21 protein-coding genes are annotated in these 23,299 nt (G+C 53.6%); 11 read left to right on the plus strand and 10 right to left on the minus strand.

Annotation, left to right across the window (positions count from 1 at the left end; translation table 11 throughout):
• Window positions 1–7: 7 nt before the first annotated feature.
• The 6 genes from PW844_RS00545 to yeiP all read right to left on the minus strand — a co-directional run bounded on the left by PW844_RS00545 (window position 8) and on the right by yeiP (window position 7,250).
• A complete protein-coding gene (locus PW844_RS00545) occupies window positions 8–1,816 on the minus strand; it encodes an extracellular solute-binding protein (protein WP_299445456.1) in 1,809 nt (602 codons plus the stop codon).
• A 65-nt stretch (window positions 1,817–1,881) separates the two neighbouring features.
• Window positions 1,882–3,453, minus strand: a complete 1,572-nt coding sequence (locus PW844_RS00550; protein WP_299445458.1) for a cyclic di-GMP phosphodiesterase — start codon at window positions 3,451–3,453, stop codon at window positions 1,882–1,884.
• Between the two features lie 298 nt (window positions 3,454–3,751).
• Window positions 3,752–4,327, minus strand: a complete 576-nt coding sequence (mepS, locus tag PW844_RS00555) for a bifunctional murein DD-endopeptidase/murein LD-carboxypeptidase (protein ID WP_299445460.1) — start codon at window positions 4,325–4,327, stop codon at window positions 3,752–3,754.
• A 516-nt stretch (window positions 4,328–4,843) separates the two neighbouring features.
• On the minus strand, window positions 4,844–5,551 hold the full coding sequence (locus PW844_RS00560; RefSeq protein ID WP_299445462.1) for a phosphatase PAP2 family protein: 708 nt from the start codon (window positions 5,549–5,551) through the stop codon (window positions 4,844–4,846).
• A gap of 43 nt (window positions 5,552–5,594) precedes the next feature.
• Window positions 5,595–6,569, minus strand: coding sequence for a GTP-binding protein (locus PW844_RS00565; RefSeq protein WP_299445464.1), 975 nt, complete (start codon window positions 6,567–6,569; stop codon window positions 5,595–5,597).
• Window positions 6,570–6,677: 108 nt separating this feature from the next.
• Window positions 6,678–7,250 (minus strand): elongation factor P-like protein YeiP, encoded by a 573-nt coding sequence (yeiP, locus tag PW844_RS00570; protein WP_084876066.1) that lies wholly within the window; start codon window positions 7,248–7,250, stop codon window positions 6,678–6,680.
• 155 nt (window positions 7,251–7,405) lie between these two features.
• Here yeiP and PW844_RS00575 point away from each other — a divergent pair, with 155 nt between their 5' ends.
• The 4 genes from PW844_RS00575 (at window position 7,406) to fruA (ending at window position 11,712) form a co-directional block, all read left to right on the plus strand.
• Window positions 7,406–7,660, plus strand: a complete 255-nt coding sequence (locus tag PW844_RS00575) for a YkgJ family cysteine cluster protein (RefSeq protein ID WP_299445467.1) — start codon at window positions 7,406–7,408, stop codon at window positions 7,658–7,660.
• A gap of 278 nt (window positions 7,661–7,938) precedes the next feature.
• Entirely contained in the window at window positions 7,939–9,069 is a 1,131-nt protein-coding gene (gene fruB, locus PW844_RS00580; protein WP_299445469.1) for a fused PTS fructose transporter subunit IIA/HPr protein, read from the plus strand.
• The gene (gene fruK / locus PW844_RS00585; protein ID WP_299445471.1) at window positions 9,066–10,004 is read left to right on the plus strand and encodes a 1-phosphofructokinase; all 939 of its coding nucleotides are present in this window, start codon (window positions 9,066–9,068) and stop codon (window positions 10,002–10,004) included. Before fruB ends, fruK begins: the two co-directional genes overlap by 4 nt.
• A gap of 16 nt (window positions 10,005–10,020) precedes the next feature.
• Window positions 10,021–11,712, plus strand: a complete 1,692-nt coding sequence (gene fruA, locus PW844_RS00590; protein WP_299445473.1) for a PTS fructose transporter subunit IIBC — start codon at window positions 10,021–10,023, stop codon at window positions 11,710–11,712.
• Between the two features lie 63 nt (window positions 11,713–11,775).
• Here fruA and nfo read toward each other — a convergent pair whose 3' ends face one another.
• Window positions 11,776–12,621 carry a deoxyribonuclease IV gene (gene nfo, locus PW844_RS00595; RefSeq protein WP_299445475.1) on the minus strand — a complete coding sequence of 282 codons (846 nt, stop codon included), beginning with the start codon at window positions 12,619–12,621 and terminating at the stop codon, window positions 11,776–11,778.
• Window positions 12,622–13,094: 473 nt separating this feature from the next.
• Here nfo and PW844_RS00600 point away from each other — a divergent pair, with 473 nt between their 5' ends.
• The 6 genes from PW844_RS00600 to PW844_RS00625 all read left to right on the plus strand — a co-directional run bounded on the left by PW844_RS00600 (window position 13,095) and on the right by PW844_RS00625 (window position 19,005).
• Entirely contained in the window at window positions 13,095–13,502 is a 408-nt protein-coding gene (locus PW844_RS00600) for an S-adenosylmethionine decarboxylase family protein (protein WP_299445477.1), read from the plus strand.
• A gap of 297 nt (window positions 13,503–13,799) precedes the next feature.
• Window positions 13,800–14,666: a DNA-binding transcriptional regulator YeiE gene (gene yieE, locus PW844_RS00605; protein WP_299445479.1), complete on the plus strand. Its 867-nt coding sequence runs from the start codon at window positions 13,800–13,802 to the stop codon at window positions 14,664–14,666.
• A gap of 128 nt (window positions 14,667–14,794) precedes the next feature.
• Window positions 14,795–16,261 carry an amino acid permease gene (locus PW844_RS00610; RefSeq protein WP_299445481.1) on the plus strand — a complete coding sequence of 489 codons (1,467 nt, stop codon included), beginning with the start codon at window positions 14,795–14,797 and terminating at the stop codon, window positions 16,259–16,261.
• A gap of 187 nt (window positions 16,262–16,448) precedes the next feature.
• Window positions 16,449–17,474 (plus strand): iron ABC transporter permease, encoded by a 1,026-nt coding sequence (locus tag PW844_RS00615; protein WP_208617318.1) that lies wholly within the window; start codon window positions 16,449–16,451, stop codon window positions 17,472–17,474.
• Window positions 17,474–18,262, plus strand: coding sequence for an ABC transporter ATP-binding protein (locus PW844_RS00620; RefSeq protein WP_084876056.1), 789 nt, complete (start codon window positions 17,474–17,476; stop codon window positions 18,260–18,262). The genes PW844_RS00615 and PW844_RS00620 overlap by 1 nt, the downstream gene beginning before the upstream one ends.
• Window positions 18,263–18,381: 119 nt before the next feature.
• Window positions 18,382–19,005, plus strand: a complete 624-nt coding sequence (locus PW844_RS00625; RefSeq protein ID WP_299445484.1) for a hypothetical protein — start codon at window positions 18,382–18,384, stop codon at window positions 19,003–19,005.
• 43 nt (window positions 19,006–19,048) lie between these two features.
• On the opposite strand, the gene fghA is transcribed toward PW844_RS00625, so the two are convergent.
• Genes fghA through PW844_RS00640 form a run of 3 tightly spaced genes read right to left on the minus strand, consistent with a single transcriptional unit; the run spans window position 19,049 to window position 22,000 of the window.
• Complete coding sequence (gene fghA, locus PW844_RS00630; protein WP_299445486.1) at window positions 19,049–19,891, minus strand: S-formylglutathione hydrolase; 843 nt, start codon at window positions 19,889–19,891, stop codon at window positions 19,049–19,051.
• A 12-nt stretch (window positions 19,892–19,903) separates the two neighbouring features.
• The gene (locus PW844_RS00635; RefSeq protein ID WP_299445488.1) at window positions 19,904–21,028 is read right to left on the minus strand and encodes an S-(hydroxymethyl)glutathione dehydrogenase/class III alcohol dehydrogenase; all 1,125 of its coding nucleotides are present in this window, start codon (window positions 21,026–21,028) and stop codon (window positions 19,904–19,906) included.
• Window positions 21,029–21,088: 60 nt separating this feature from the next.
• Window positions 21,089–22,000, minus strand: a complete 912-nt coding sequence (locus PW844_RS00640) for a LysR family transcriptional regulator (protein WP_299445490.1) — start codon at window positions 21,998–22,000, stop codon at window positions 21,089–21,091.
• Window positions 22,001–22,102: 102 nt separating this feature from the next.
• Between PW844_RS00640 and PW844_RS00645 the strand changes: the two genes are divergently transcribed.
• On the plus strand, window positions 22,103–23,233 hold the full coding sequence (locus PW844_RS00645) for a YbfB/YjiJ family MFS transporter (protein WP_299445492.1): 1,131 nt from the start codon (window positions 22,103–22,105) through the stop codon (window positions 23,231–23,233).
• Window positions 23,234–23,299: the final 66 nt, after the last annotated feature.

The raw sequence follows: 23,299 nt of genomic DNA on the forward strand, positions 1-23,299 counted from the left end.
GCACTCCTCAGCGTCGATCCGCCGGCAAACGCGCGGCTTTGTTCACATCGTACCACCAGTTTTCCAGGCCGGTGGCGAAGGCTGGCTTAATTTCGGGGTGCGAGAATTTATCCCAGTAAGCCAGCCGCTGTTCGGCATTGAACCACATCGGGATCATATAGGCACGCCACAGCAGGATACGATCCAGCGCCTGGCCCAGCGGCAGCAGCGCTTTCTCATTCCCCTGGTCCGCGACAATCTGCTGCACGAAGTGATCAATGATCGGATCTTTCACCCGCGCAGTATTCCATGTTGACTCGATGTACTCCGATTGCCAGATGGTTTGCAGATCGGTCGATGGCCAGGGCATGGCGTAATACACCGACGGCGTCATATCATAATCGCCGTGACGCAGGCGACGCAGATATTGCGAGCTATCCACCTGACGCAGTGAAACCTGAATACCCAGCCGTGCGAGGCTGTGCTGGAATGGTAGCGTCCAGTCATTGCTGGAGCCGCTGTTCAGCAACAGTTCAAAACGAAACGGCTGGCCGGTTTTAACATTGACCAGTTGCTGGTTCTTAATCTCCCAGCCTGCTTCTTTCAGCAGGTCCATCGCTTTCAGCAGGTTACCGCGATCAAAACCACTGCCGTCAGAATGGGGTGGGGCGTATTCGTTGTTAAACACTTCCGCTGGTAACTGATCCTTGTATGGTGCCAGTAAAATCAGCTGTGCGGCATCAGGGTAGCCTGCTGCGGCATACGCGGTGTTCTGAAAATAGCTACTGGTACGCTTATAGGCACCATAGAACAGTGCTTTATTCATCCATTCAAAATCAAAGGCCAGGCTGAGCGCCTGACGAACCCTGATATCGCTAAACAGCGGCTTCTCATTGTTGAACGCCAGCCAACTGGTGTTGGTGGAGACATCATTAGGCGTCACCTGTTTGACGATGGCGTGGCTGTCAAAGTTGCGCCCCCGGTATTGGGTGGCCCATTTTTTTGCGGAGCCTTCTATACGCAGATCGAAGGCCCCGGCTTTGAACGCCTCAAACGCCACGTTATCGTCGAGGTAGTAGTCATAGCGGATGGTGTCGAAGTTAAAACGTCCGCGATTGACCGGCAGATTGGCTGCCCAGTAATTTTTCACCCGGCTGTACTGGATAAACTGCCCGGGTTTGTAAGAGGTGACGCGATAAGGCCCGCTGGCCAGCGGTGGATAGCCAATGGGTTCATTGAATTTTTTGTTCTGCCAGAACTTCTCTGGCAGCACCGGCAACGTCAGCCAGCTCAACGCCAGATCTTTATCCGGCTTAGGTAGATTGATACGTACCGTCAGACGGTTCAGGGCTTTGACTTCCACACCGCGAAACGCCACGCGGAACTGGGGAACCCCTTCGGTCATGAACTTGTTAAAAGTGAAAGCCACATCCTGAGCGGTAATCGGTGTGCCATCCTGAAATTGCGCATGAGGATTAATTGAGACTTCCATCCAGTGAAAATCGCTGGGATAACGCGCCGACTCGGCAATCAGAGGGTAGTAACTGGCAGGCTCATCATCTGAGGTCGTGAACAGGCCGTCATACAGGGTATCGGTTGCGGCGCCGGGGTTGCCGCGCGAGGCATAACGGTTGAAGTTATCGTAAGTGCCAATGACGGCCAGGGTCAGCTTGCCGCCTTTTGGTGCGGCCGGATTGGCATAGTCATAATGGGTAAAGTTCACCACATACTTCGGCTCACCCAGTTTGGCAAAGGCATAGCTTTCGTTGATGGTTTCCGCATGCAATGGCGACATTACACAGCCAAGCAGCAACGCTGTGACTAAACGAAGCAGCATAAGAGGGACGCTCTCCTTTCGTTATCCGCACCTTATGGTAGCAGTTTCATGACGTTTGCGTGACGTTAACCGGCAGCAACCAGTTGCTGCTGCTGATAATAGTCCACCAGATTTTCCGGCTTCAAGGGGCGGCTAAACAGATAGCCCTGTAAATGGGTGACGCCACGATTGACCAGCCAGGCCGCCTGGTCACCTGTTTCCACACCTTCTGCCACGGTTTTCAGGTTGAGCTTTTTCGCCAGTTGCAGCACGGCATCCAGCACCGGGGATGTGACGGTTTCGGTGCCGATGCTTTGCACAAAACCACGGTCGATTTTGAGATAATCGAAGGGATATCTTTCCAGATAAATCAGCGCGCTGTGCCCGGTACCAAAGTCATCAATAGCAATCTTGATATCGTTATCATGCAGCCAGGCAAAGATTTCACCGGCGTTTTTTTCCTTCACCATCGTGCGTTCAGTTATCTCAAACACGTAGTTGAAGTGATTAGCAGGCATATCGGCGATCCAGTTTTGTACATCGTTGCGGAAGCTGTCTGAGGCCAGGTGCAATGGTGACAAATTCAGTCCCATCCGGGTACCGCGCGGCAGATGATCACACATGGCATGCGCATCGCGAGCGACTAATTTAAACAGATGGCGGGTGAGGGGGATGATCAGATTCTGTGCTTCGGCATAACTGATAAAGGCATCGGGCGGGATCAACCCTTCGCTGGGGTGGGTCCAGCGTAGCAGGGCTTCGACGCCATAGGGTCGGCCATCATGGGCTGTCACCAGCGGCTGATATTCCACATGGAACTGGCCGCGTTTAATCCCCTGCATTATCTCTTTGCCAGGGCGTTGGTGCAACGTCAGCAACAGCCAGCAGGTTCCTCCCACCACCAGAGCAAACAGAATGCCACTCAGCAGAATCAGATGATAATCACGTAAGGCGAGGATGGAACCGAACAGGACAAAGCGCATCGCATCATTATTCAGCGACATGGAGGCCAGTGCCGGCGGCAAATCACTGACGCGTACCACCTGATTGCTACCACTCATGATGGCCCGATCACCCACGATCAGCGCCATCCCGGTGATTTCCGGATGGTATGAAGCCAGCAACTGATAAGGTGTCAGGCTGAGATTCATGGTGGTGAGGATGCCGGTTTCCGCTTTGCCGGGGGTTTTCAGCCACAGTGCCAGCGCAGGTTTGGCGGGTTGCAGCGGCGTGCCTTCCAGCAAGCGCACATCGCGATCGCGTTCAAGTTCAGATTCGGGGGAGATATCATTCACCGGTAACCTGAAGGCACCGGTAGCAGAGGAACAATAAGCGTCACCATCGCGTACCAGCAAAATGGCGCGAATATTACCGGCAAAGGCCGCGCGTGAGGTGAGTTCGCGACCAACGTTGCTGCACTCCAGCTGAGTATATTGTTGCAGCGGATAAAGGGTACCGACCAGGGTTGTCATCACCTGCTGTAAATCGTCCCGACTGTGTGTCAGTAACAGCGCATGCTGCTGTACTCTTTTTTGCCAGGCCAGTGTCAACATCACAGTGACAAACAACAGAAAGAACACAACGCCGACAATCACGCTGCTCCAGGCGATTCGGCGCGAATAGGTTGCATGACGTTTAAACGTCCCCGACAGTGGCATGGAGTGAATTCCCCTTGTCTTGCCATTTTATTATGTTAACTGCGCACTACTACTCTCTGGTGTAGCCCCGTCATTAGCCCGGCCACCGCTGTGTTTTACACCAGCTTCTGAGCCGAATTAGTTGGGGTAAGTAAGTAAACGAGAATATAACGAGAGCGCGCGAAAAGTCTTGTTATATTTTTGATTCTCAAAAACTTTTTATCGATTTTGATGGGGAAAAAAATGACAGACGAAAAAAAACGCTGCCGGGGCAGCGTTTTCTGATTCTCTGGCTGAGAGGATCTTCAAAGGGGATTCATTAGCTGGGATTTCGTCCCAAAACACGCCGTGCTTCACGGTAACGTGCTTTCCAGTAACTGTCGTTAAGGCTGGAAATCATCACACCACTGCTGGTGGAGGCGTGCACAAAGTTGTCATTGCCCAGATAGATGCCAACGTGGCGACCGGTGGAGCCGGCGCGGAACAGCACTAAATCACCCGGACGCAGTTTCGTGCGTGAAACCTGCTTACCTGTATCTTCCTGTTCATAGGTTGAACGCGGAAGATCTAAACCAAACTGTTCGCGAAAGGTGCGCTGAACAAAAGCAGAACAATCGATGCCGCGCTTAGTGTCACCGCCTAAACGATAACGCACGCCTTTCCAGTCATCGTATTGGTCCATGATGCGGGATTTGATATCCACGTTCCGCACCATCTGTTCGAATTCGTCCTGAGACGCCTGAAGTAAAAAACCATTCTGGTTGTTAACTTCATGATTCTCGTTATTCGCGTTCTGACCGTTATGGGTACTGCTACATGCCGATAAAAGTGTTGCCAGAGCTACTGCGGGAATAATCCGCCTGAGGTATCTCAGAATTGGTTGAGACTTGACCATTATGGGTGTTTTCCTTCGAAATCCTTACGACAAAATGTCGCCAGCCAGATGACAAAACGAGTCGAGATTAATAAGAGGGAGCAGCTAAGACAATTCCTTAATTACCAAAATGTGTTTAAGAACACACTTTTGTTGCCTTCGGAACCACATTTTATGCTGTTCACCTACTAATTGCGTTTGAGGTTAACCGATTACAGACCGCGTGGCGAGTGCTTTTATATAAATTTTTATAGGTTTTTTCGATGTGAAATCAATCCGTAACACAATGGCTACTTTATCGACAACTGGCAGCGTTTAAACAGGGAAATAGCGGTGGGATCAGGGGCTAATTCTGGCGTTAAGGCCGATTTTAAGAGGGTTCTGACTGGACAGCTTAGGAAAAAGGCTATTGTGCGGCGAATTCCATCATAATCTTTTCTTTTTATAAGAAATTTATTAGCAGGCTAATAATCTATTTCTGGTTTCATTAAGCGCGAGCGATCGCTATTTTACGCTTTGATCACTCGCGCTAAACAATTATGCCTGCGGCTTATGTTTGCCCGGTAAAGAGCGATACAGCCAGTTAACTAATTTGTCACTGGCTGGCGTTAGCAACCACCAGCTCAGGCCCACTAATACCACTGACAACGAACCCACGGCGATATCAGTAAACCAGTGTGCACCCGCCATCACGCGAGGCAGGCCAAATACCACCACAATCAGTAAACCCATCAGGAAAGCTCGGCAACCGAAATAGCGCCACATAAAGCAGGCGAAGATCATCAGCATCATACCGTGGTCACCCGGGAAGCTGTCGCTTGAGGCATCTTTAGCCGGAATACCGGTGAGTTCACTCACGCGATGAACGTGTTCAAAAAACAGCGTCGGGCTGGCGTGCTGCACCGGGATTAAATGCCCCAGTTGGTTGAGGATGACGGCGGTCAGCAGCATGGTAATGCCAATCGCCAGCATACGGCGACGGCCCTGTGGCGTTTCGCGTCGCCAGAACCACATATAGAGTGAACCCATTGCCAGCAGTGAAACCAGGTCAAAACCGCGGAAGTTAGTGATCGCCACTAGCAGTGCAAAACCGTGATGCACGACCATCTGATCGTTGAAACCGAAGAAAATGGCTTTGTCGAGACCAAACCAGAAACCGTGTTCAGGCGGCAGATACCAGGAAAAGAAAATCACCACACCCAGCACATTAAGGAGCAGGATGGTGAATAAACGTGAAGCGCGCATAGTCCAACTCAAAAAAGAAAAATAACGGCAAAACGTACCGCATCTATTTTAAACGAATCTTCAACAGCCCGGTCTGTAACAGGTTCCAGTCAACGGGTTGATGATGGATCAATTCAATACGGCTGTCGGGTGGTGTCGTCGGGCGCGTCTCGATAAACAAGTCCTCACCCTGACGATTAATGGTGACTAAACCCTCCGCAGTGCGTAGCACGCCTTTCACCCGATCTACCGGCGCAAGCCGCGCCCACTCAAGGATTTTGATGGTATCAAATACCGTATCACCATCAAAAATCCAGCCACAGGAGGCATACCCCTGGCCTTCATTGAGCGCTCGCCGCCAGCGTGCCTGGCCGTCAAGTTTGAGCGCTGCCAGCCCTTGTGGACGTGATTCAGCGTGATGATGCAACGCCTCCGGAACCGCACGATCGGCCAATCCCCGCTGGCTGAGCAGGGCGGGATCGATCTCTCCCCAGGCTGCTTCCACCCACTGACGATCGCCGAGCTGCTGCTGACGCCAGTCTGCAAGCAACTGACGATCCTCGTCACTCCAGCGATCGCTTTTGGTGGCAATGACGATATCGGCGGCGGTGAGCTGATCCTGGAAATTTTCATTCTGCACAATGCGCGGGTCAGCCAGATGGCGGGGATCGAGTAATGTCAGCGTGGCATCGACTTGCAGCCACGGCTGATATACCGCAGCGCGCAGCATATTCAGCAACTGTTTGGGATGTCCAAGGCCGGTGGGTTCAATCAGCAGGCGGTCAGGTTTGGTTTGCTTCAGCAGCATATTCAGACCCACCTGCAATGGCAGGCCATTAACGCAGCACATACAGCCACCAGGGATCTCTTTCAGCGTGGCACCGCGATCGGCGAGCAATGCGCCATCAATGCCAATGTCGCCAAACTCATTGACCAGTACCGCCCAGTTTTCATCGGCAGGCTTACTGGCTAACAGATGCAGCAGAGCGGTGGTTTTGCCGCTACCGAGAAATCCGGTAATAACATTTACGTGCGTCACAATCATGCCTCAGCAAACGAGAACAACGCGCGCGGGAAATATCCATCCGGCGCGCACAACAGATTGTTATACTATAACATTTTCTGCGCGCCGGACAGCGCGGTTTACTTAGTCAGAGCGTCCCATATAGCGACGTTCGGCGATATGAATACGAATACGGTCGCCGTTGCTGAGATATTCCGGCACCTGGATAACCAGACCCGTACTCATCCCGGCGGGTTTCGTGCGTGCGCTGGCGGAAGCGCCTTTGATGCCTGGTGAAGTATCAACAATCTCCAGGTCAACCGTTTGCGGCAGTTCCAGTGCCAGCAGCTGGCCATCCATTGTCAGAACCTGCATGCCCGGCATGCCGCCTTCAGGAATAAACAGCAACTCTTCTTCGATCTGATCTTTTTTGAAGGTGTATGGCGTGAAATCTTCATCATCCATAAACACGTACTCATCGCCATCTATATAAGAGAAGGAGACGAAGCGGCGGGTCAGGGTGATGGCTTCCAGGATGTCATCGCCTTTAAAGCGTTCTTCGACTTTCATGCCCGTGCGCACGTCAGTAAAACGCATCTTATACAGGGTAGCCGCACCGCGTGCGCTGGGGCTTTGAATGTCGATATCTTTCACCAGCAGCAGTTTGCCGTTCCAGGTGAGCGCCATTCCTTTTTTAATTTCGTTTGCCTTTGGCATCGTGTGTTACTCGCTAAGAGAGAATAGATCGCGCCACGTTACCCGCGCGATGAAAAACAGGCAAGCGGACTAGCGCAAAATTTAGGGAATGCGGGATGGTGTTCCTGAGGACAGCCTGCTATTGTCGCGCCGAAATCCCCGTGCAGGAGCGCGTGATGTTGTGTCGTGACCATTGCGGTGCCTGTTGCATTGCTGCTTCCATCTCTTCCCCGATCCCGGGTATGCCCAACGGCAAACCGGCGAATACCCCTTGCATTCAGCTTGATGCGCAGCTGCGTTGTAAAATATTCGGTTCGCCGTTGCGCCCGGCGGTGTGTGGCAGCCTGCAGCCCAGCGCTGAAATGTGCGGCAACAGCCGTGCTGATGCCATGACTTTTCTGCTTAAATTAGAAGCCGATACCGCTCCCTGAATTTTTGCTGACATGTTGCTGAAGCATTTGCCTTAAATGACGCTTGCGTTACAGCAAAAACGTCAGCGTGGCATTTGGCTAAATTCCTAAATCACCTCTGAAGTGTGCGTCGCTTCAAAAATCTGCTACGCCATTTACGCATTTTCTTGCCTGCCTGGCACAGCTGTACCATATTCCCTGAAACGTTTCAGCGTTGTCGTCCCGGCTAAGCCGATGTCGTACAGCGTATTTTTTCGCCATCAAGCTGAAACGATTCAATTCAGCAAGCGAGGAGAAATATGTTCCAGCTCGAAGTTCAGGCCATTCATACCGGTGCAAGTGCACAGAATAAAGAAGAGGCCATTCGTCAGGTTGCGGCGGCATTAACCGCTGCGGGCAATGTAGCTGAAGGCTACGTTAACGGCATGCTGGCGCGTGAACAGCAAACCACCACTTTCCTGGGTAACGGCATCGCCATCCCACACGGCACCACGGATACCCGTGATTTAGTGCTGAAAACGGGCGTACAGGTTTTCCAGTTTCCGCAGGGTGTGGCATGGGGCGACGGTCAGACGGCCTATGTCGCTATCGGTATCGCTGCAAAATCCGACGAACATCTCGCGCTGTTGCGTCAGCTGACTCATGTACTCAGCGACGACAGCATTGCTGAACAACTGAAAACCGCTTCAGCGGAAGACCTGCGCGCGCTGCTGATGGGTGAGAAGCAGGCTGCGGAATTCCAGTTCGATACCTCGCTGATCGCTGTTGATGTAGCTGCCAGCGATCTGATGACGCTGCAAGCGCTGAATGCCGGTCGCCTGCAGGCGGCAGGGGCCGTCGATGCCAGTTTCGTCGCTAACGTCGTGTCTAACGCCCCGTTAAACCTCGGGCAGGGTATCTGGCTGAGCGACAGCCCGGTAGGTAACCTGAACAGCGGCGTCGCAGTCAGCCGTGCAGCAACGCCTTTTGACCATGCCGGTGCAAACGTAGCGCTGCTGGTAACGGTTGCCGCCAGCGACAACCGTCCGCTGGAAGTGCTGGGTTACCTCAGCAGCTTGCTGCATGCCAGCAAAGCTGAACGTCTGCTGAAAGCAGATGCCGCCGGGATTCTGGCGCTGCTGACCAGTGAAGTAGATGAGCAGGCCGATGTGCTGACCGCAGAGTTCACCATTCGTAACGAACATGGCCTGCATGCCCGTCCGGGTACGGCGCTGGTTACCGTTATCAAGCAGTTCAACAGCGAAATCACCGTCACTAACCTCGATGGCAGCGGTAAACCAGCCAATGGCCGCAGCCTGATGAAAGTGGTGGCGCTTGGCGTCAAAAAAGGTCACCGCCTGCGCTTTACTGCCAGCGGCGAAGATGCACAGCAGGCACTGAGTGCCATTGAAGAGGCCATTAATAGTGGCCTGGGCGAGGGGGTAGCATGAGTCGTCGCGTAGCCACCATCACTCTGAACCCGGCGTACGATCTGGTTGGCTTTACGCCGGAGATCGAACGTGGGGAAGTGAACCTGGTAAAAACCACCGGTTTGCATGCCGCAGGTAAGGGCATCAATGTCGCTAAGGTACTGAAGGACTTAGGTATTGATGTCACCGTTGGCGGTTTCCTGGGTAAAGAGAACCAGGATGGTTTCCAGCAACTGTTCAGCGAGCTGGGTATCGCCAACCGCTTTCAGGTGGTGCAGGGCCGTACCCGTATTAACGTCAAACTGACGGAAAAAGACGGCGAAGTGACCGACCTGAATTTCTCGGGTTTTGACGTTACCACCCAGGACTGGGATCGCTTCACAGCAGATTCTCTGACCTGGCTGGGTCAGTTCGACATGGTGTGTGTCAGCGGCAGCCTGCCTGCGGGTGTGGCACCAGAAGCGTTCACAAAATGGATGAGCGATCTGCGTACCCAGTGTCCATGCATTATTTTCGACAGCAGCCGTGAGGCGCTGGTCGCGGGTCTGAAAGCCGCGCCCTGGCTGGTGAAACCCAACCGTCGCGAGCTGGAAATCTGGGCCGGACGCAAGCTGCCGACGCTGAAGGATGTGATTGACGCCGCGCATGAACTGCGCGAACAGGGCATCGCCCATGTAGTGATTTCACTCGGAGCAGAAGGGGCGCTGTGGGTGAATGCTTCAGGCGAATGGATTGCCAAACCACCTGCGTGTGAAGTGGTCAGCACCGTAGGTGCCGGGGATTCTATGGTTGGCGGGTTGATTTATGGCCTGCTGATGCGTGAGTCCAGTGAACATACCCTGCGCCTTGCAACGGCGGTGGCGGCCATGGCTGTCAGCCAGAGCAACGTAGGGGTTACCGATCGTACCCAGTTGGCCGCGATGATGGCGCGTGTTGACTTACAACCCGTTAACTAACAGCAGGAGAGGTATAATGAAAACGCTGCTGATTAAAGATTCTTCCCTGGGCCTCGCCTCAGGACATTTAGCGATGGAAAGTCTGCGTGCTGTCGCGGCGCAGGCTGGTCTTACCCTTACCGAAAACGCCGCTGACGCCGATCTGGTGCTGGTGGCGGGTCACAACGCACCGCACGATGCGCAGCTGGCAGGCAAATCACTGGCGCTGGTTGATGTGCAGCAGCTGCTGCGCGATCCGCTGGCAACGATCAATCAGGCAAAAGCTAATGCTCAGACGGTACAAAACGTGGCTGTTGCCGCACCGGCTGTGGCGCAGAGCAGCGGTCAGAAGCGCATCGTTGCAGTGACAGCCTGTCCGACCGGTGTTGCCCATACCTTTATGGCAGCTGAAGCGATTGAAGCCGAAGCCAAAAAACGTGGCTGGTGGGTGAAAGTGGAAACCCGCGGCTCAGTGGGTGCTGGCAATGCCATCACCCCGGAAGAAGTGGCGGCGGCTGATTTGGTGGTGGTGGCAGCAGATATCGATGTGGATCTGGCGAAATTCGCCGGTAAGCCGATGTATCGCACCTCAACCAGCCTGGCGCTGAAGAAAACCGCCCAGGAGCTGGATAAAGCACAGACTGAAGCCAAACCTTACCAGCCGAGTGGCGCGCGCGCTTCAGGTGGTCAGGAAGACAAACAAGAGAAAGCGGGCGCGTATCGTCATCTGCTGACCGGTGTGTCTTACATGCTGCCGATGGTGGTTGCGGGTGGTCTGAGCATCGCACTGTCGTTTGCGTTTGGTATCACCGCATTTAAAGAGCCGGGTACCCTGGCGGCAGCATTGATGCAGATTGGTGGCGGCAGCGCGTTCGCCCTGATGGTGCCGGTGCTGGCAGGTTTTATCGCCTTCTCCATTGCAGACCGTCCCGGTCTGACCCCTGGCCTGATTGGCGGTATGATCGCTACCAGCATTAACGCCGGTTTCCTTGGCGGGATTATCGCTGGTTTTATTGCCGGTTACGCCGCGAAGATGCTCAGCAGCAAAGTGAAGCTGCCGCAGAGTATGGAGGCATTGAAGCCGATACTGATCATTCCGCTGGTTGCCAGCCTGATTACCGGCCTGCTGATGATTTATGTGGTGGGTAAACCGGTAGCGGGCATCATGAGCGGCCTGACTCACTGGCTGGCAAACATGGGTACGGCTAACGCGGTTCTGCTGGGTGCTATCCTCGGTGGCATGATGTGTACCGATATGGGTGGTCCGGTGAACAAAGTGGCTTATGCGTTTGGTGTTGGCCTGTTGAGTTCGCAGACCTACGCCCCGATGGCTGCAATTATGGCCGCCGGTATGGTTCCGCCGCTGGCCATGGGTCTGGCGACTATCGTGGCTCGTCGTAAGTTCAACAAAGGTCAGCAGGAAGGTGGTAAGGCAGCGCTGGTGCTGGGTCTGTGCTTCATTTCTGAAGGTGCGATTCCGTTTGCCGCCCGTGACCCGATGCGTGTACTGCCGTGCTGTATCATTGGTGGTGCGGTGACCGGTGCGATTTCAATGGCGATTGGTGCCAAACTGATGGCACCGCACGGTGGTCTGTTTGTGTTGCTGATTCCGGGAGCGATTACACCGGTGCTGGGTTACCTGATGTCCATCGTGATTGGTACTGCGGTGGCGGGCCTGGGCTACGCTATCCTGAAACGTCCGGAAGAAGAGCTGGCTAAAGCCGCCTGATAACGTTTATCGACGCCAACACCAGGCATAGCAAAGGGGCGGTCCACAAGGCCGCCCCTTTTTTTATCTCTGTTGCTCCGACTTCAGCCATGCAATCTCGTCTTTCCAGATATCCGGATTGATGGTTTCCAGGATCATTGGAATACCATCAAAGCGTGCATCTTTCATCAGCCAGCTAAACACCGTCTTGCCGATATTACCTTCGCCAAGGCTATGGTGACGGTCAACACGGCTGCCAAGCGTGCTCTTGGCATCATTCAGATGCATGCCGCGCAGATATTGAAATCCGACAATGCGTTCAAATTCATTAAAGGTCGCGACACAGGCATCTTCCGTGCGCAGGTCATAACCCCCGGCAAAGGCATGGCAGGTATCAATACAAACACCGACGCGTGATTTATCTTCCACATGCTCAATAATGGTGGCGAGATGTTCGAAGCGAAAACCGAGGTTGCTTCCCTGGCCTGCGGTGTTTTCGATCACTGCGGTGACATTGTGCGTCTTATCCAGCGCAATATTGATAGATTCTGCGATACGCTTCAGGCACGCCTGCTCATCAATTTGTTGCAGATGGCTGCCCGGATGGAAATTTAGCAAGGTCAGGCCGAGCTGTTCGGCACGCTGCATTTCATCAATAAACGCATCGCGGGATTTCTCCAGCGCTTCCATCACCGGATGGCCGAGATTAATCAGATAGCTGTCGTGCGGTAAAATCTGGCCCGGCGTAAATTTATAGGTTTCGCAGGCTGTCTTAAACGCATCAATCACCTCACCTGAAAGCGGCGCAGCCTTCCACTGGCGCTGATTTTTGGTGAACAGCGCGAACGCCGTGGCTTCCAGTTCATGGGCACGGATCACTGCCTGGTCTACGCCGCCTGATGCACTGACATGTGCGCCGATATATTTCATGACATTCTCCTGCTATTAACCGCGAAATGTACTGCGGCATGTCTGTTTTTCTGTTGTTTAAATAAGTTTAAAATCAACGCAATATTAATAAGTATCTCAGATATATCTTGTATGTGCAAAGCCCGGGTATTGCCCCGGGTGACTCAGGGCGTTAAAACGCCAAATCTGAGAAAAGAACAATGCCAGACATTGCATACTCTTATTATTGCAGGATGAGTGTCCGCTTAAAATGGAAACAGCTGAGGGGTTAAAGTGGACTCGGTTTATAATGATATGAGCAAGTTGATCAATCAGGTTTGAATGGTTAATAAAAACCATTCATTTGGATGTAATTAATGTTTTTCATGATTCCGATCACAGATATTAGTATTTGACGATCTCATCTTAATTAAATTGGTTAGTATATTTACTAAGTTGTTTTTATGATTTTCAGATCCTGAGTTTATAAAATTGAAAGTAAATGGGGTTTTATTATGGAAGATAAGGTCTGTCATTATGTTTTGGATATTGTTATCAACGATGAGTGTTTCCTGCAAGATGAAGTGCGGTTGCAAAAGTTTTTCGCAGAAGTCCTGAGCGTAACGGAACTTAACGTTATTGGCTATCTCTCACAAAAGTTCACGGCAGAAGGTGAGGGTGTAACCGGTTTGTTTTTACTCAGCGAATCTCATCTTTCTTACCATACTTACCCTAAAAGTCATTACATCAGTATTGATCTTTATACCTGCGGAAGCAGATGTTTATCTGCCCTGCGAGAAATCAAATCGCGTCTGGATTCCGCCACAAAACTCCTGGTCCGTTGTATAGAACGTGGCAGCAATATTACGGGATATAACAATGCCAGCGTGTATATCATTCCGGAACCAGACAGTGCACATTGATCTGGGTTCAGAAGGTGGTGATATTGCCAGCAACGATAACTCGGCGATTATTTATTTGTGAGCTGGCAAGAAACCTCACCTCAATCAATGCGTCTACGCCATACCAGCATATTCTGCATCCCGCCATCGTCATTACATCAATCAACACGCTACACCACATTGCGTCGTCAATCGGGGATAAACGCTATTCCCGAGCTGGATTCTCCATATAATGACTAGTGTAGCTGGTATAAAACTAAAATTGATAATACATTAATAATTAACCATGATTAGTGGTAAGCAATGTGAGGAGGGCGCGTGCACATTACGCTGCGTCAGATCGAAGTTTTTACCGAAGTGCTGAAGAGTGGTTCCACGACTCAGGCTTCGCAGGTATTGGCTCTGTCCCAGTCGGCGGTGAGTGCTGCGCTGGCGGACCTCGAGAGCCAGCTTGGTGTGCAACTGTTCGACCGCGTCGGCAAACGGCTGGTTTTGAACGAACATGGGCGCTTACTCTATCCGCGCGCGGTGGGGTTACTGGAACAGGCGGGTGAAATCGAACAATTGTTTAAAGAAGACAATGGCGCCATTCGTCTGTTCGCCAGCAGCACCATCGGCAACTATCTGCTGCCGGGGATGATCGCTGCTTATCGTCGCGATTTTCCTGCGCTGCCGCTGGAGCTAAGCGTCGGCAACAGTCAGGATGCCATTAATGCGGTGGCGGATTTCCGGGTCGATATTGGCCTGATTGAAGGGCCGTGCCATGTGCCCGAACTGATCAGCGAGCCATGGCTGGAGGATGAGCTGGTGGTGTTTGCCGCACCGGATGCCGCCATTCTGCAACAGCCCGTCACTCTGGAAAGCCTGGCTGCTGCGCCGTGGATCCTGCGTGAACGTGGCTCCGGTACGCGTGAAATCGTCGATTATCTGCTGTTGTCCCATCTGCCGCAGTTTCAACTGGGTATGGAGCTGGGCAACTCGGAGGCGATCAAACATGCGGTACGCCACGGCATGGGCATTAGCTGCCTGTCACGGCGGGTGATCGCCGATTTGCTGGAGGCGGGCACGTTGGTGGAAGTGGCGGTGCCGCTGCCGCGTCTGACGCGCACTTTGTATCGCATCCACCATCGCCAGAAACATCTCTCCAAGGCGCTTAACCGCTTTTTAACCTATTGCCGCGAGTAAACACAAACGCAGCGGCTAATAATTTCGTGGCGATTATGAAGGTAACTAATAACCCGACGTGAATGCTATACAGAGCAGGCTTAGCTGCTACAATCGCGCCTTATTTTTATCCGGCATAGCGTTTACACATGCATAATGACTCAAAAACAACACAACAACCTGCGTTACGACGCGAATTAAAGGCACGTCATCTGACGATGATCGCCATTGGCGGATCGATCGGAACAGGCCTCTTTGTCGCCTCGGGCGCAACGATTTCACAGGCAGGCCCAGGTGGCGCACTGCTCTCTTACGCGCTGATTGGCCTGATGGTTTACTTCCTGATGACCAGCCTCGGCGAGCTGGCCGCATTTATGCCGGTGTCCGGCTCCTTCGCGACTTACGGCGCAAAATATGTTGAGGAAGGCTTCGGTTTCGCCCTCGGCTGGAACTACTGGTACAACTGGGCAGTCACCATTGCTGTTGACCTCGTCGCATCTCAGCTGGTGATGAACTACTGGTTCCCCGATACCCCAGGCTGGATCTGGAGCGCGCTGTTCCTCGGCCTGATGTTCCTGCTCAACTACATTTCCGTAAAAGGTTTTGGTGAAGCGGAATACTGGTTCTCCCTGATCAAGGTCGCCACCGTCATCATCTTTATCGTGGTGGGTGTGCTGATGATCGTTGGCATTATGCGCGGCGCGGAAAACGCAGGCTGGCACAACTGGACGGTAGGTGATGCGCCTTTCGCCGGTGGCTTTGCGGCGATGATTGGTGTGGCGATGATTGTCGGTTTCTCGTTCCAGGGGACTGAGCTGATCGGTATCGCTGCCGGTGAATCAGAAGATCCGGCAAAGAACATTCCACGCGCGGTGCGTCAGGTGTTCTGGCGTATCCTGCTGTTTTATGTCTTTGCGATTCTGATTATCAGCCTGATTCTGCCTTACACCGATCCAAAGCTGCTGCACAACGATATCAAAGATATCAGCATCAGCCCGTTTACCCTGGTGTTCCAGAATGCCGGTCTGCTGTCGGCTGCGGCGGTAATGAACGCGGTTATCCTGACGGCGGTGCTGTCAGCCGGCAACTCCGGTATGTATGCTTCCACCCGTATGCTGTTTAACCTGGCAAGTGAAGGCAAAGCGCCGCGTATTTTCGCCAAACTGTCGAAAGGCGGTGTTCCGCGCAATGCGTTGATTGCCACCACCGTAGTGGCTGGCCTGTGCTTCCTGACCTCCAAATTTGGCAACCAGGAAGTGTATCTGTGGCTGCTGAATACTTCAGGTATGACCGGCTTTATCGCCTGGCTGGGGATTGCCATCAGCCACTATCGTTTCCGTCGTGGTTACACCGCGCAGGGGCGCGATCTGGCAGATTTACCTTATCGCTCGGGCTTCTTCCCCATCGGGCCGATTTTCGCCTTTATATTGTGTTTGATTATCACCCTCGGTCAGAACTACCAGGCCTTCCTTGCTGACCGTATCGACTGGTACGGCGTAGCGGCAACCTATATTGGTATTCCGCTATTTTTGGTGATTTGGTTGGGTTACAAACTGGTACGGGGTTCCCGCTTTGTGAAATACAGCGAAATGGAATTCCCGACGTTTAAAGAGTGATTGCAACATATTGAAAGACGCGGCAATGTCCGCGCTTTTTTTTGGTGTTTAGTAACACAGATAAAATTGATAATTATTATCACCTGCTCTATTGTGACTGCCGTTATGATTGTGACGAGAAACAGGTAAAACAATGCGTACCTCGGAAGCCGCGCTGGTGGCGGAAAACGGCAACGATGTCGATACCATGACGCACTATCATCAGGTGCTGCGTCAGCGGATGTTGCTGATCGGTGTTCTGGTGCTGGCAATACTGGCATCGTTAGTTCTTGATTTCACGCTCGGTCCGGCCGGGCTTTCTTTGCACACCCTGTGGCAGACCCTGACACAGCCCGATAGCGTTGATGCGGGTACGCGGGTCATCGTCTGGGACATCCGCCTGCCTTATGCACTGATGGCCATTGTGGTGGGCTTCTCCCTTGGCCTGGCCGGGGCAGAGATGCAAACCATCCTGAATAACCCGCTGGCAAGTCCCTTTACCCTCGGTGTCTCTTCCGCTGCGGCCTTTGGTGCGGCACTGGCGATTATTCTCGGAATTGGTATTCCGGGTGTGCCGGATCAGTGGTTTATTTCGGCCAACGCTTTTATCTTTGCGCTGTTTGCCGCGCTGATGCTGGACGGCGTGACGCGCTGGACACGGGTTTCCACTTCAGGTGTGGTGTTGTTTGGTATCGCGCTGGTGTTTACCTTTAATGCGCTGGTCTCCATGATGCAGTTTATTGCCAGTGAAGATACCCTGCAGGGACTGGTGTTCTGGACCATGGGCAGCCTGGCGCGCGCCTCGTGGGAGAAACTTGGCGTGCTGACGGCTGCCTTTGCCATCCTGATTCCGTTCTCCATGCTCAGCAGCTGGAAACTGACGGCGCTGCGCCTTGGCGAAGACCGCGCGATCAGCTTTGGCATCGATGTGCGTCGCCTGCGTCTCGCCACATTATTACGCATCAGCATTCTCTCGGCGCTGGCGGTGGCCTTCGTCGGGCCGATTGGTTTTATTGGCCTGGTGGCCCCGCATATTGCCCGTATGATGTTTGGTGAAGACCATCGTTATTATCTGCCAGCCAGTGCGCTGACCGGTGCGCTGGTACTGTCGCTGGCGTCGGTGGCATCGAAAAACCTGATTCCTGGCGTCATCATTCCGGTCGGTATCGTCACCTCGCTGGTTGGTGTGCCGTTCTTCCTGAGCATTATTCTGCGTCATCGGGGGAATGTGTAATGGAACAGGGATTAAGTCTCAGCCATTTTTACGCAGGCTATCCGAAGCGTAAAGTCATCGAGGACCTCAACGTTCCACAGCTGCCGCGTGGCAAGATCACCGTGCTGCTCGGGCCGAACGGTTGTGGCAAATCGACGCTGCTGCGTGCACTGGCGGGTTTGAGCAAAGGGCAGGGCGAGCTCTGGCTGAACGGTGAAGAGTTAATGACTCAGCCGTTTGCCCGTCGTGCGCAGCGTGTGGTGTACCTGCCGCAAACGCTGCCTGCCGGGGTGCATCTGCACGTGCTGGAATCAATCATCGTGGCACAGCGCGCCTCAGGCGGTTTGCATAGTGCCGCCAGTGAGACGGAGATCATGCATCTGCTGGAGCAACTCGGTATTGCTCATTTGGCGATGCGCTATCTTGATCAGCTCTCCGGTGGACAGAAGCAGCTGGTGGGTCTGGCCCAGTCCCTGATTCGTCGTCCCGAGCTGCTGCTGCTGGATGAGCCACTCAGCGCGCTGGATCTCAATTACCAGTTCCACGTGATGGATTTGGTACGCCGTGAAACGCGGCTGCGTAATATCGTTACGGTGGTGGTGGTGCATGATATTAACATCGCCCTGCGTCATGCTGATCACGCCCTGATGCTGAAGAATGGGACTTTGCTGGCCGATGGCGCACCGGCGCAGGTCATCACCCCGGATACGCTGGCGCAGGTTTACGGTGTGCGTGGCCGTATCGAATGTTGCTCACAGGGAATGCCGCAGGTCATGATTGATGGCCTGGTGGCGGAGTCAATTATTTAGCCCTTTCATCACGGCGCGATCTATCGCGCCGCTTTCTTAATGATATTTTGTCGTACCAATCACTGATCGCCAGGCCAATCCAGGATAGAACCACGGGACACATTTTTTATGGAGAAAAAATGATGAAGATTCCTCGTGCGTCACTATCCGTTTGGACAGAGCGCCCTGCAACCCAGCCGGAAGTGATTTTTCAATGTACGGCAATGATCGAACAAATTAAAAATTCTCCGGTCGCTTTATTTGAGCAAGTCAGAGCGAACGATATCGTTTGTCAAAATCTTATATTTGACCCAGCGGGTGCGATGCTGATCAGCCGCGATAACCCCATTAGTTCGGTGCGTGCGGTCAGGCAGGATATTCTTGATGCGGTAAAAATATTGTTTGGCCGTAAGAAAATAAAACAGATAGAGACGAAAACGCTGATTGTCGCGCCGCATTACCATGTCAGCGCCACAGAGCGCATGGCCCCGGAGGGAGGCGTGCGTTGTCGTGTGATGGTGGCAAATAATATACCTGAACGCGAATCGATGGACTTTTGTTATTTTTATCGACCGATAGTGAATTATGACACTTTACTTGCAGATAAAACCGCACATTTTTCTGCCGACACCATTGTGATTAAATCATTAAAGGCGATGAGCATCACCACCAATAAAGTCTTTAATGTTGAGGACGAAGAGGGAAGTTTCACCTTGAAACATGATTTCGATACTCCCCACAGCTTCATACCACGCTTTTTATAAGCAAAAAAAGCCGCGAACGTTCGCGGCTGAGATTTATTTTGCCCTACACCAGCAAATGTTTTGCGTGAAAACGCAGATGGTCTTCCACAAAACTGGCGATAAAGAAGTAGCTATGGTCGTATCCCGGCTGAATGCGTAATTCCAGCGGGAAACCCTGCTCACGCGCCACGGCTTCCAGACGTTCCGGATGCAGCTGATCGGCAAGGAATTGATCGCTGTCGCCCTGGTCAATCAGGATTGGCAGACGATGCTCCACCTCACGCATCAGCAGGCAGCTATCGTATTCACGCCAGCTGGCGCGATCGTCACCGAGATAGGCGCTAAACGCTTTCTGTCCCCACGGCACTTCAGTTGGATTGACGATGGGCGCAAAGGCCGAAGCCGAAGCAAAACGCCCGCCAAGACGCAACGCCAGCAGCAATGCGCCGTGGCCACCCATCGAATGGCCCATCACCGACTGTCGCTCACTCAGCTTGAAATTAGCAGCGACCAGCGCCGGTAACTCATGGCTGACGTAATCAAACATGCGATAGTGCGCCGCCCACGGTTGCTGTGTGGCGTTGAGGTAGAACCCGGCGCCCTGGCCGAGATCGTAGCCACTGTCGTTCGCCACATCGTCACCGCGCGGGCTGGTGTCTGGCATAATCAGCACCAGACCCAGTTCCGCCGCCACGCGTTGAGCGCCCGCTTTGGTGGTGAAGTTCTCATCGGTGCAGGTCAGCCCGGCGAAGAACCACACCACCGGCGGTGGTGTGTCGTCCCTGGGCGGTGGCAGAAAAATGCTGAAAGTCATCGGGCAATTGAGTACCGATGAAGCATGTCGCCAGCGCTGTTGCCAGCCGCCAAACATGCGATGTTCTTCAAGCAATTCCAGAGTGGATGCCATAACGCCTCCTGGTTATTTGTTGAAATGCACCACGGAACGGATGGATTTCCCTTCGTGCATCAACTCAAACGCTTCGTTGATATCTTCCAGCGGCATGGTATGGGTAATGAAATCATTGAGCGCGAATTTACCGTCGAGGTAATCCTGCACAATGCCCGGCAGCTGCGAACGGCCTTTTACGCCGCCAAATGCAGAGCCACGCCACACACGACCGGTAACCAGCTGGAACGGACGGGTGGAGATTTCCTGACCGGCACCGGCGACGCCGATAATTACCGACTCACCCCAACCCTTGTGGCAGCACTCCAGCGCGGAACGCATCACGTTAACGTTACCGATACATTCAAACGAGTAATCCACACCTCCATCAGTCAGTTCAACGATCACGTCCTGAATCGGCTTCTCATAATCTTTTGGATTAATCAGATCGGTTGCGCCCAGTTTGCGCGCCAGGTCGAATTTGCTGGTATTGATGTCGATACCGATAATGCGACCAGCCTTCGCCATTTTCGCCCCGATAATCGCGGACAGGCCGATACCACCGAGACCGAAAATGGCCACGGTATCGCCTTCTTTCACTTTGGCAGTGTTCATTACCGCGCCCATGCCGGTAGTCACGCCACAACCCAGCAGGCAGACTTCTTCCAGCGGGGCTTCTTTACTGATTTTCGCCAGTGAAATCTCCGGAACCACGGTGTATTCAGAGAACGTCGAGGTGCCCATATAGTGGAAAATCGGCTGGCCGTCTTTGAAGAAACGCGTGGTGCCATCCGGCATCAACCCTTTGCCCTGCGTGGCGCGGATCGCCTGACACAAGTTGGTTTTGCCTGACAGACAGAACTTACATTTGCCGCATTCCGGGGTATATAACGGGATCACGTGGTCACCGACTTCCACGCTGGTTACGCCTTCACCCACCGCTTCCACGATGCCGCCGCCTTCATGACCAAGAATCGCCGGGAACACGCCTTCCGGATCGGCACCTGACAGGGTATACGCATCGGTATGGCATACACCGGTCGCCACGATGCGTACCAGCACTTCGCCTTTCTGTGGTGGCATCAGATCCACTTCTTCGATTTTCAGTGGTTCGCCAGCTGCCCAGGCAACGGCGGCACGGGTTTTAATCATGTTCATGCAATTCCTCTTCCTGTAGATGCGGGCCAGGCGGCCCGTTGGTCTTTATAACGGTTAAAATTACTCGGTCGCATGCAGCGGATGCATCAGCTCATCGTTGAGCGGCCGGTCATCAAATAATTCAATAATCAAATACTTCAATGCTTCGACATTGGGGGTGAACGCATCCCGACGCCACATCAGCCAGGTTGCGGTGTCGCGATACGCCGGGGGTAGCGCATGTTCCTGTACCCGAACTTTGCCGGGCATTTGGTTCAGCACCGATGCGGGGATCATCGCCACACCCGCACCGCCTGCAACGCAGGCCATCATGGCGTGATAAGACTGGATTTCCATCACGTTATCCGGCGCGGTCTGGCTGTCGCGATACCAGGATTCCAGTTTGACGCGATACGAACAGCTGTTACGAAAGGCGAACAACGTATCGCCCTGAGTATCACGCGCATTGATGATCGGCTTATGTTCAAGGCTGGTGATTAACACCATCTCTTCGCGAAAAGCGATACAGCCGTTGAGATCATCATGGGTCACCGGACCATCAACCAGCGCGGCTGCCAGCGTGCCTTCGCGCACTTTATCGATGATCTCGCCCGAGGTGCCTGTGATCAGCGATAGCGCTACCGAGGGAAAACGCTGGTGATATGCCGCCAGCAAGCCAGGCAGACGCGTTGCTGCGGTGCTTTCCATTGAACCGAGAGCAAAGTTACCACCGGGTTCACCGGCGCGTGCCATACTCAGCGCTTCATCGCTCAACGCCAGAATACGCTGGGCGTAGTTGAGAAAGTTATGGCCCATCGGTGACAGGCGGATGCGTTGCTTCTCGCGGATAAACAGATCCACGCCCAATTCTTCTTCCAGCTGGCGCAGACGGGTGGTGAGGTTCGAGGGAACCCGATGCAGCTGTTCCGCCGCCCGAACCAGAGAACCGGTTTCAGCCACAGAACAGAACATGCGTAGTTGGACCAGATCCATATTCTCTTCTCGTAAACAACTTCGTTAGTATTATTCACTTTTCGTGAGTTTAAACATCGCGCATGCTTGAAGCAAGTGATAAAACAATATCAGGGGTTAGTTATGGCGTTTCGCGTCGCGCTCAGTGCATTCTTAAGTTTAGTGGTTGCGATGGGGATTGGGCGGTTTGCTTTTACGCCGCAGGTCCCATTAATGATTCAGGACCATCAGTTGACGCTGACCAGTGCCAGCCTGGTGGCGGCACTGAATTATCTGGGGTATTTGTGCGGCTCCTTTGATGCCATGCGGGCACGCACGCGCGTCGAATGGCGCTTGCAGCTGGGAGTATGGGGCGCGGTGGTGCTGACGTTGCTCTCTGCCTGCGTATCTGGCCCATGGTTGCATGGTCTGATTCGTTTTCTTATCGGTTGTGCCAGCGGCTGGGCGATGGTACTGGTGGCGGCATGGAGTAATGAACAACTGCTGCATCATGGACGCCCGGGATTGTCAGCGGCGGTGTTTGCCGGACCGGGCACCGGGATCTTCCTCAGCGGGATGCTGGCGGTGTTGTTGCATGCCACCGGTGCCAGTGCCGCGCTGGCGTGGGGCGCGTATGGTTTACTGGCGTTGCTGTTGATTGCGGCCATCGCCCGTTTTCTGCCACGCCAGGGCCAGCTGCATCGGCCCGAGCAGGCCCCTGCGCCGCTGGTGTTGAATGGTAACCTGAAGCGATTGGTACTGAGTTACAGCCTGGCCGGCTTTGGTTACATTCTGCCTGCAACCTTCCTGTCGCAAATGGCGGCAGCCCGTTTCCCGCATAGCGACTTCGCCCAGTTTGTCTGGCCGGTGTTTGGCGGTGCGGCGGTCATCGGCATCCTCCTTGGCATCATGACCCGCCACTGGGGCAGCAGTCATGTCCGGCTGGCGCTGGTGTTGTGGGCGCAGGCGCTGGGCGTGATCGCCGCAAGCGTGCTGCCAGGGCTGAATGGTTTGATGATCGGGGCTGTGTTGATCGGGGGTGGTTTCCTGTGCGTGGTACAACTGACGTTGCAATATGGCCGTGAGCTGGCTCCGCAGCATACGCGTTATCTGGCCGGGCTGCTGACTACGGGCTATGCCGTTGGACAACTCGGCGGGCCATTGCTGTCGTGGGTCTCTTCTCTGCTGTGGCATCAGCTGGAACCGGCCTTATGGGTTGCCGGGGCCGGTTTACTGCTGGCGGGCGCGCTGGTATTTCGTCGTAGCGCTCCATGAAAAGCTTTCATCTCCAATCAGATTGATTGCTGGATTAAGCGCGCGGAGTGTTTCACAATACGCGCT

The sequence above is a fragment of the Pantoea sp. genome (genome assembly GCF_028283705.1).
In the GTDB taxonomy this organism is placed as follows: Bacteria; Pseudomonadota; Gammaproteobacteria; order Enterobacterales; family Enterobacteriaceae; genus Pantoea.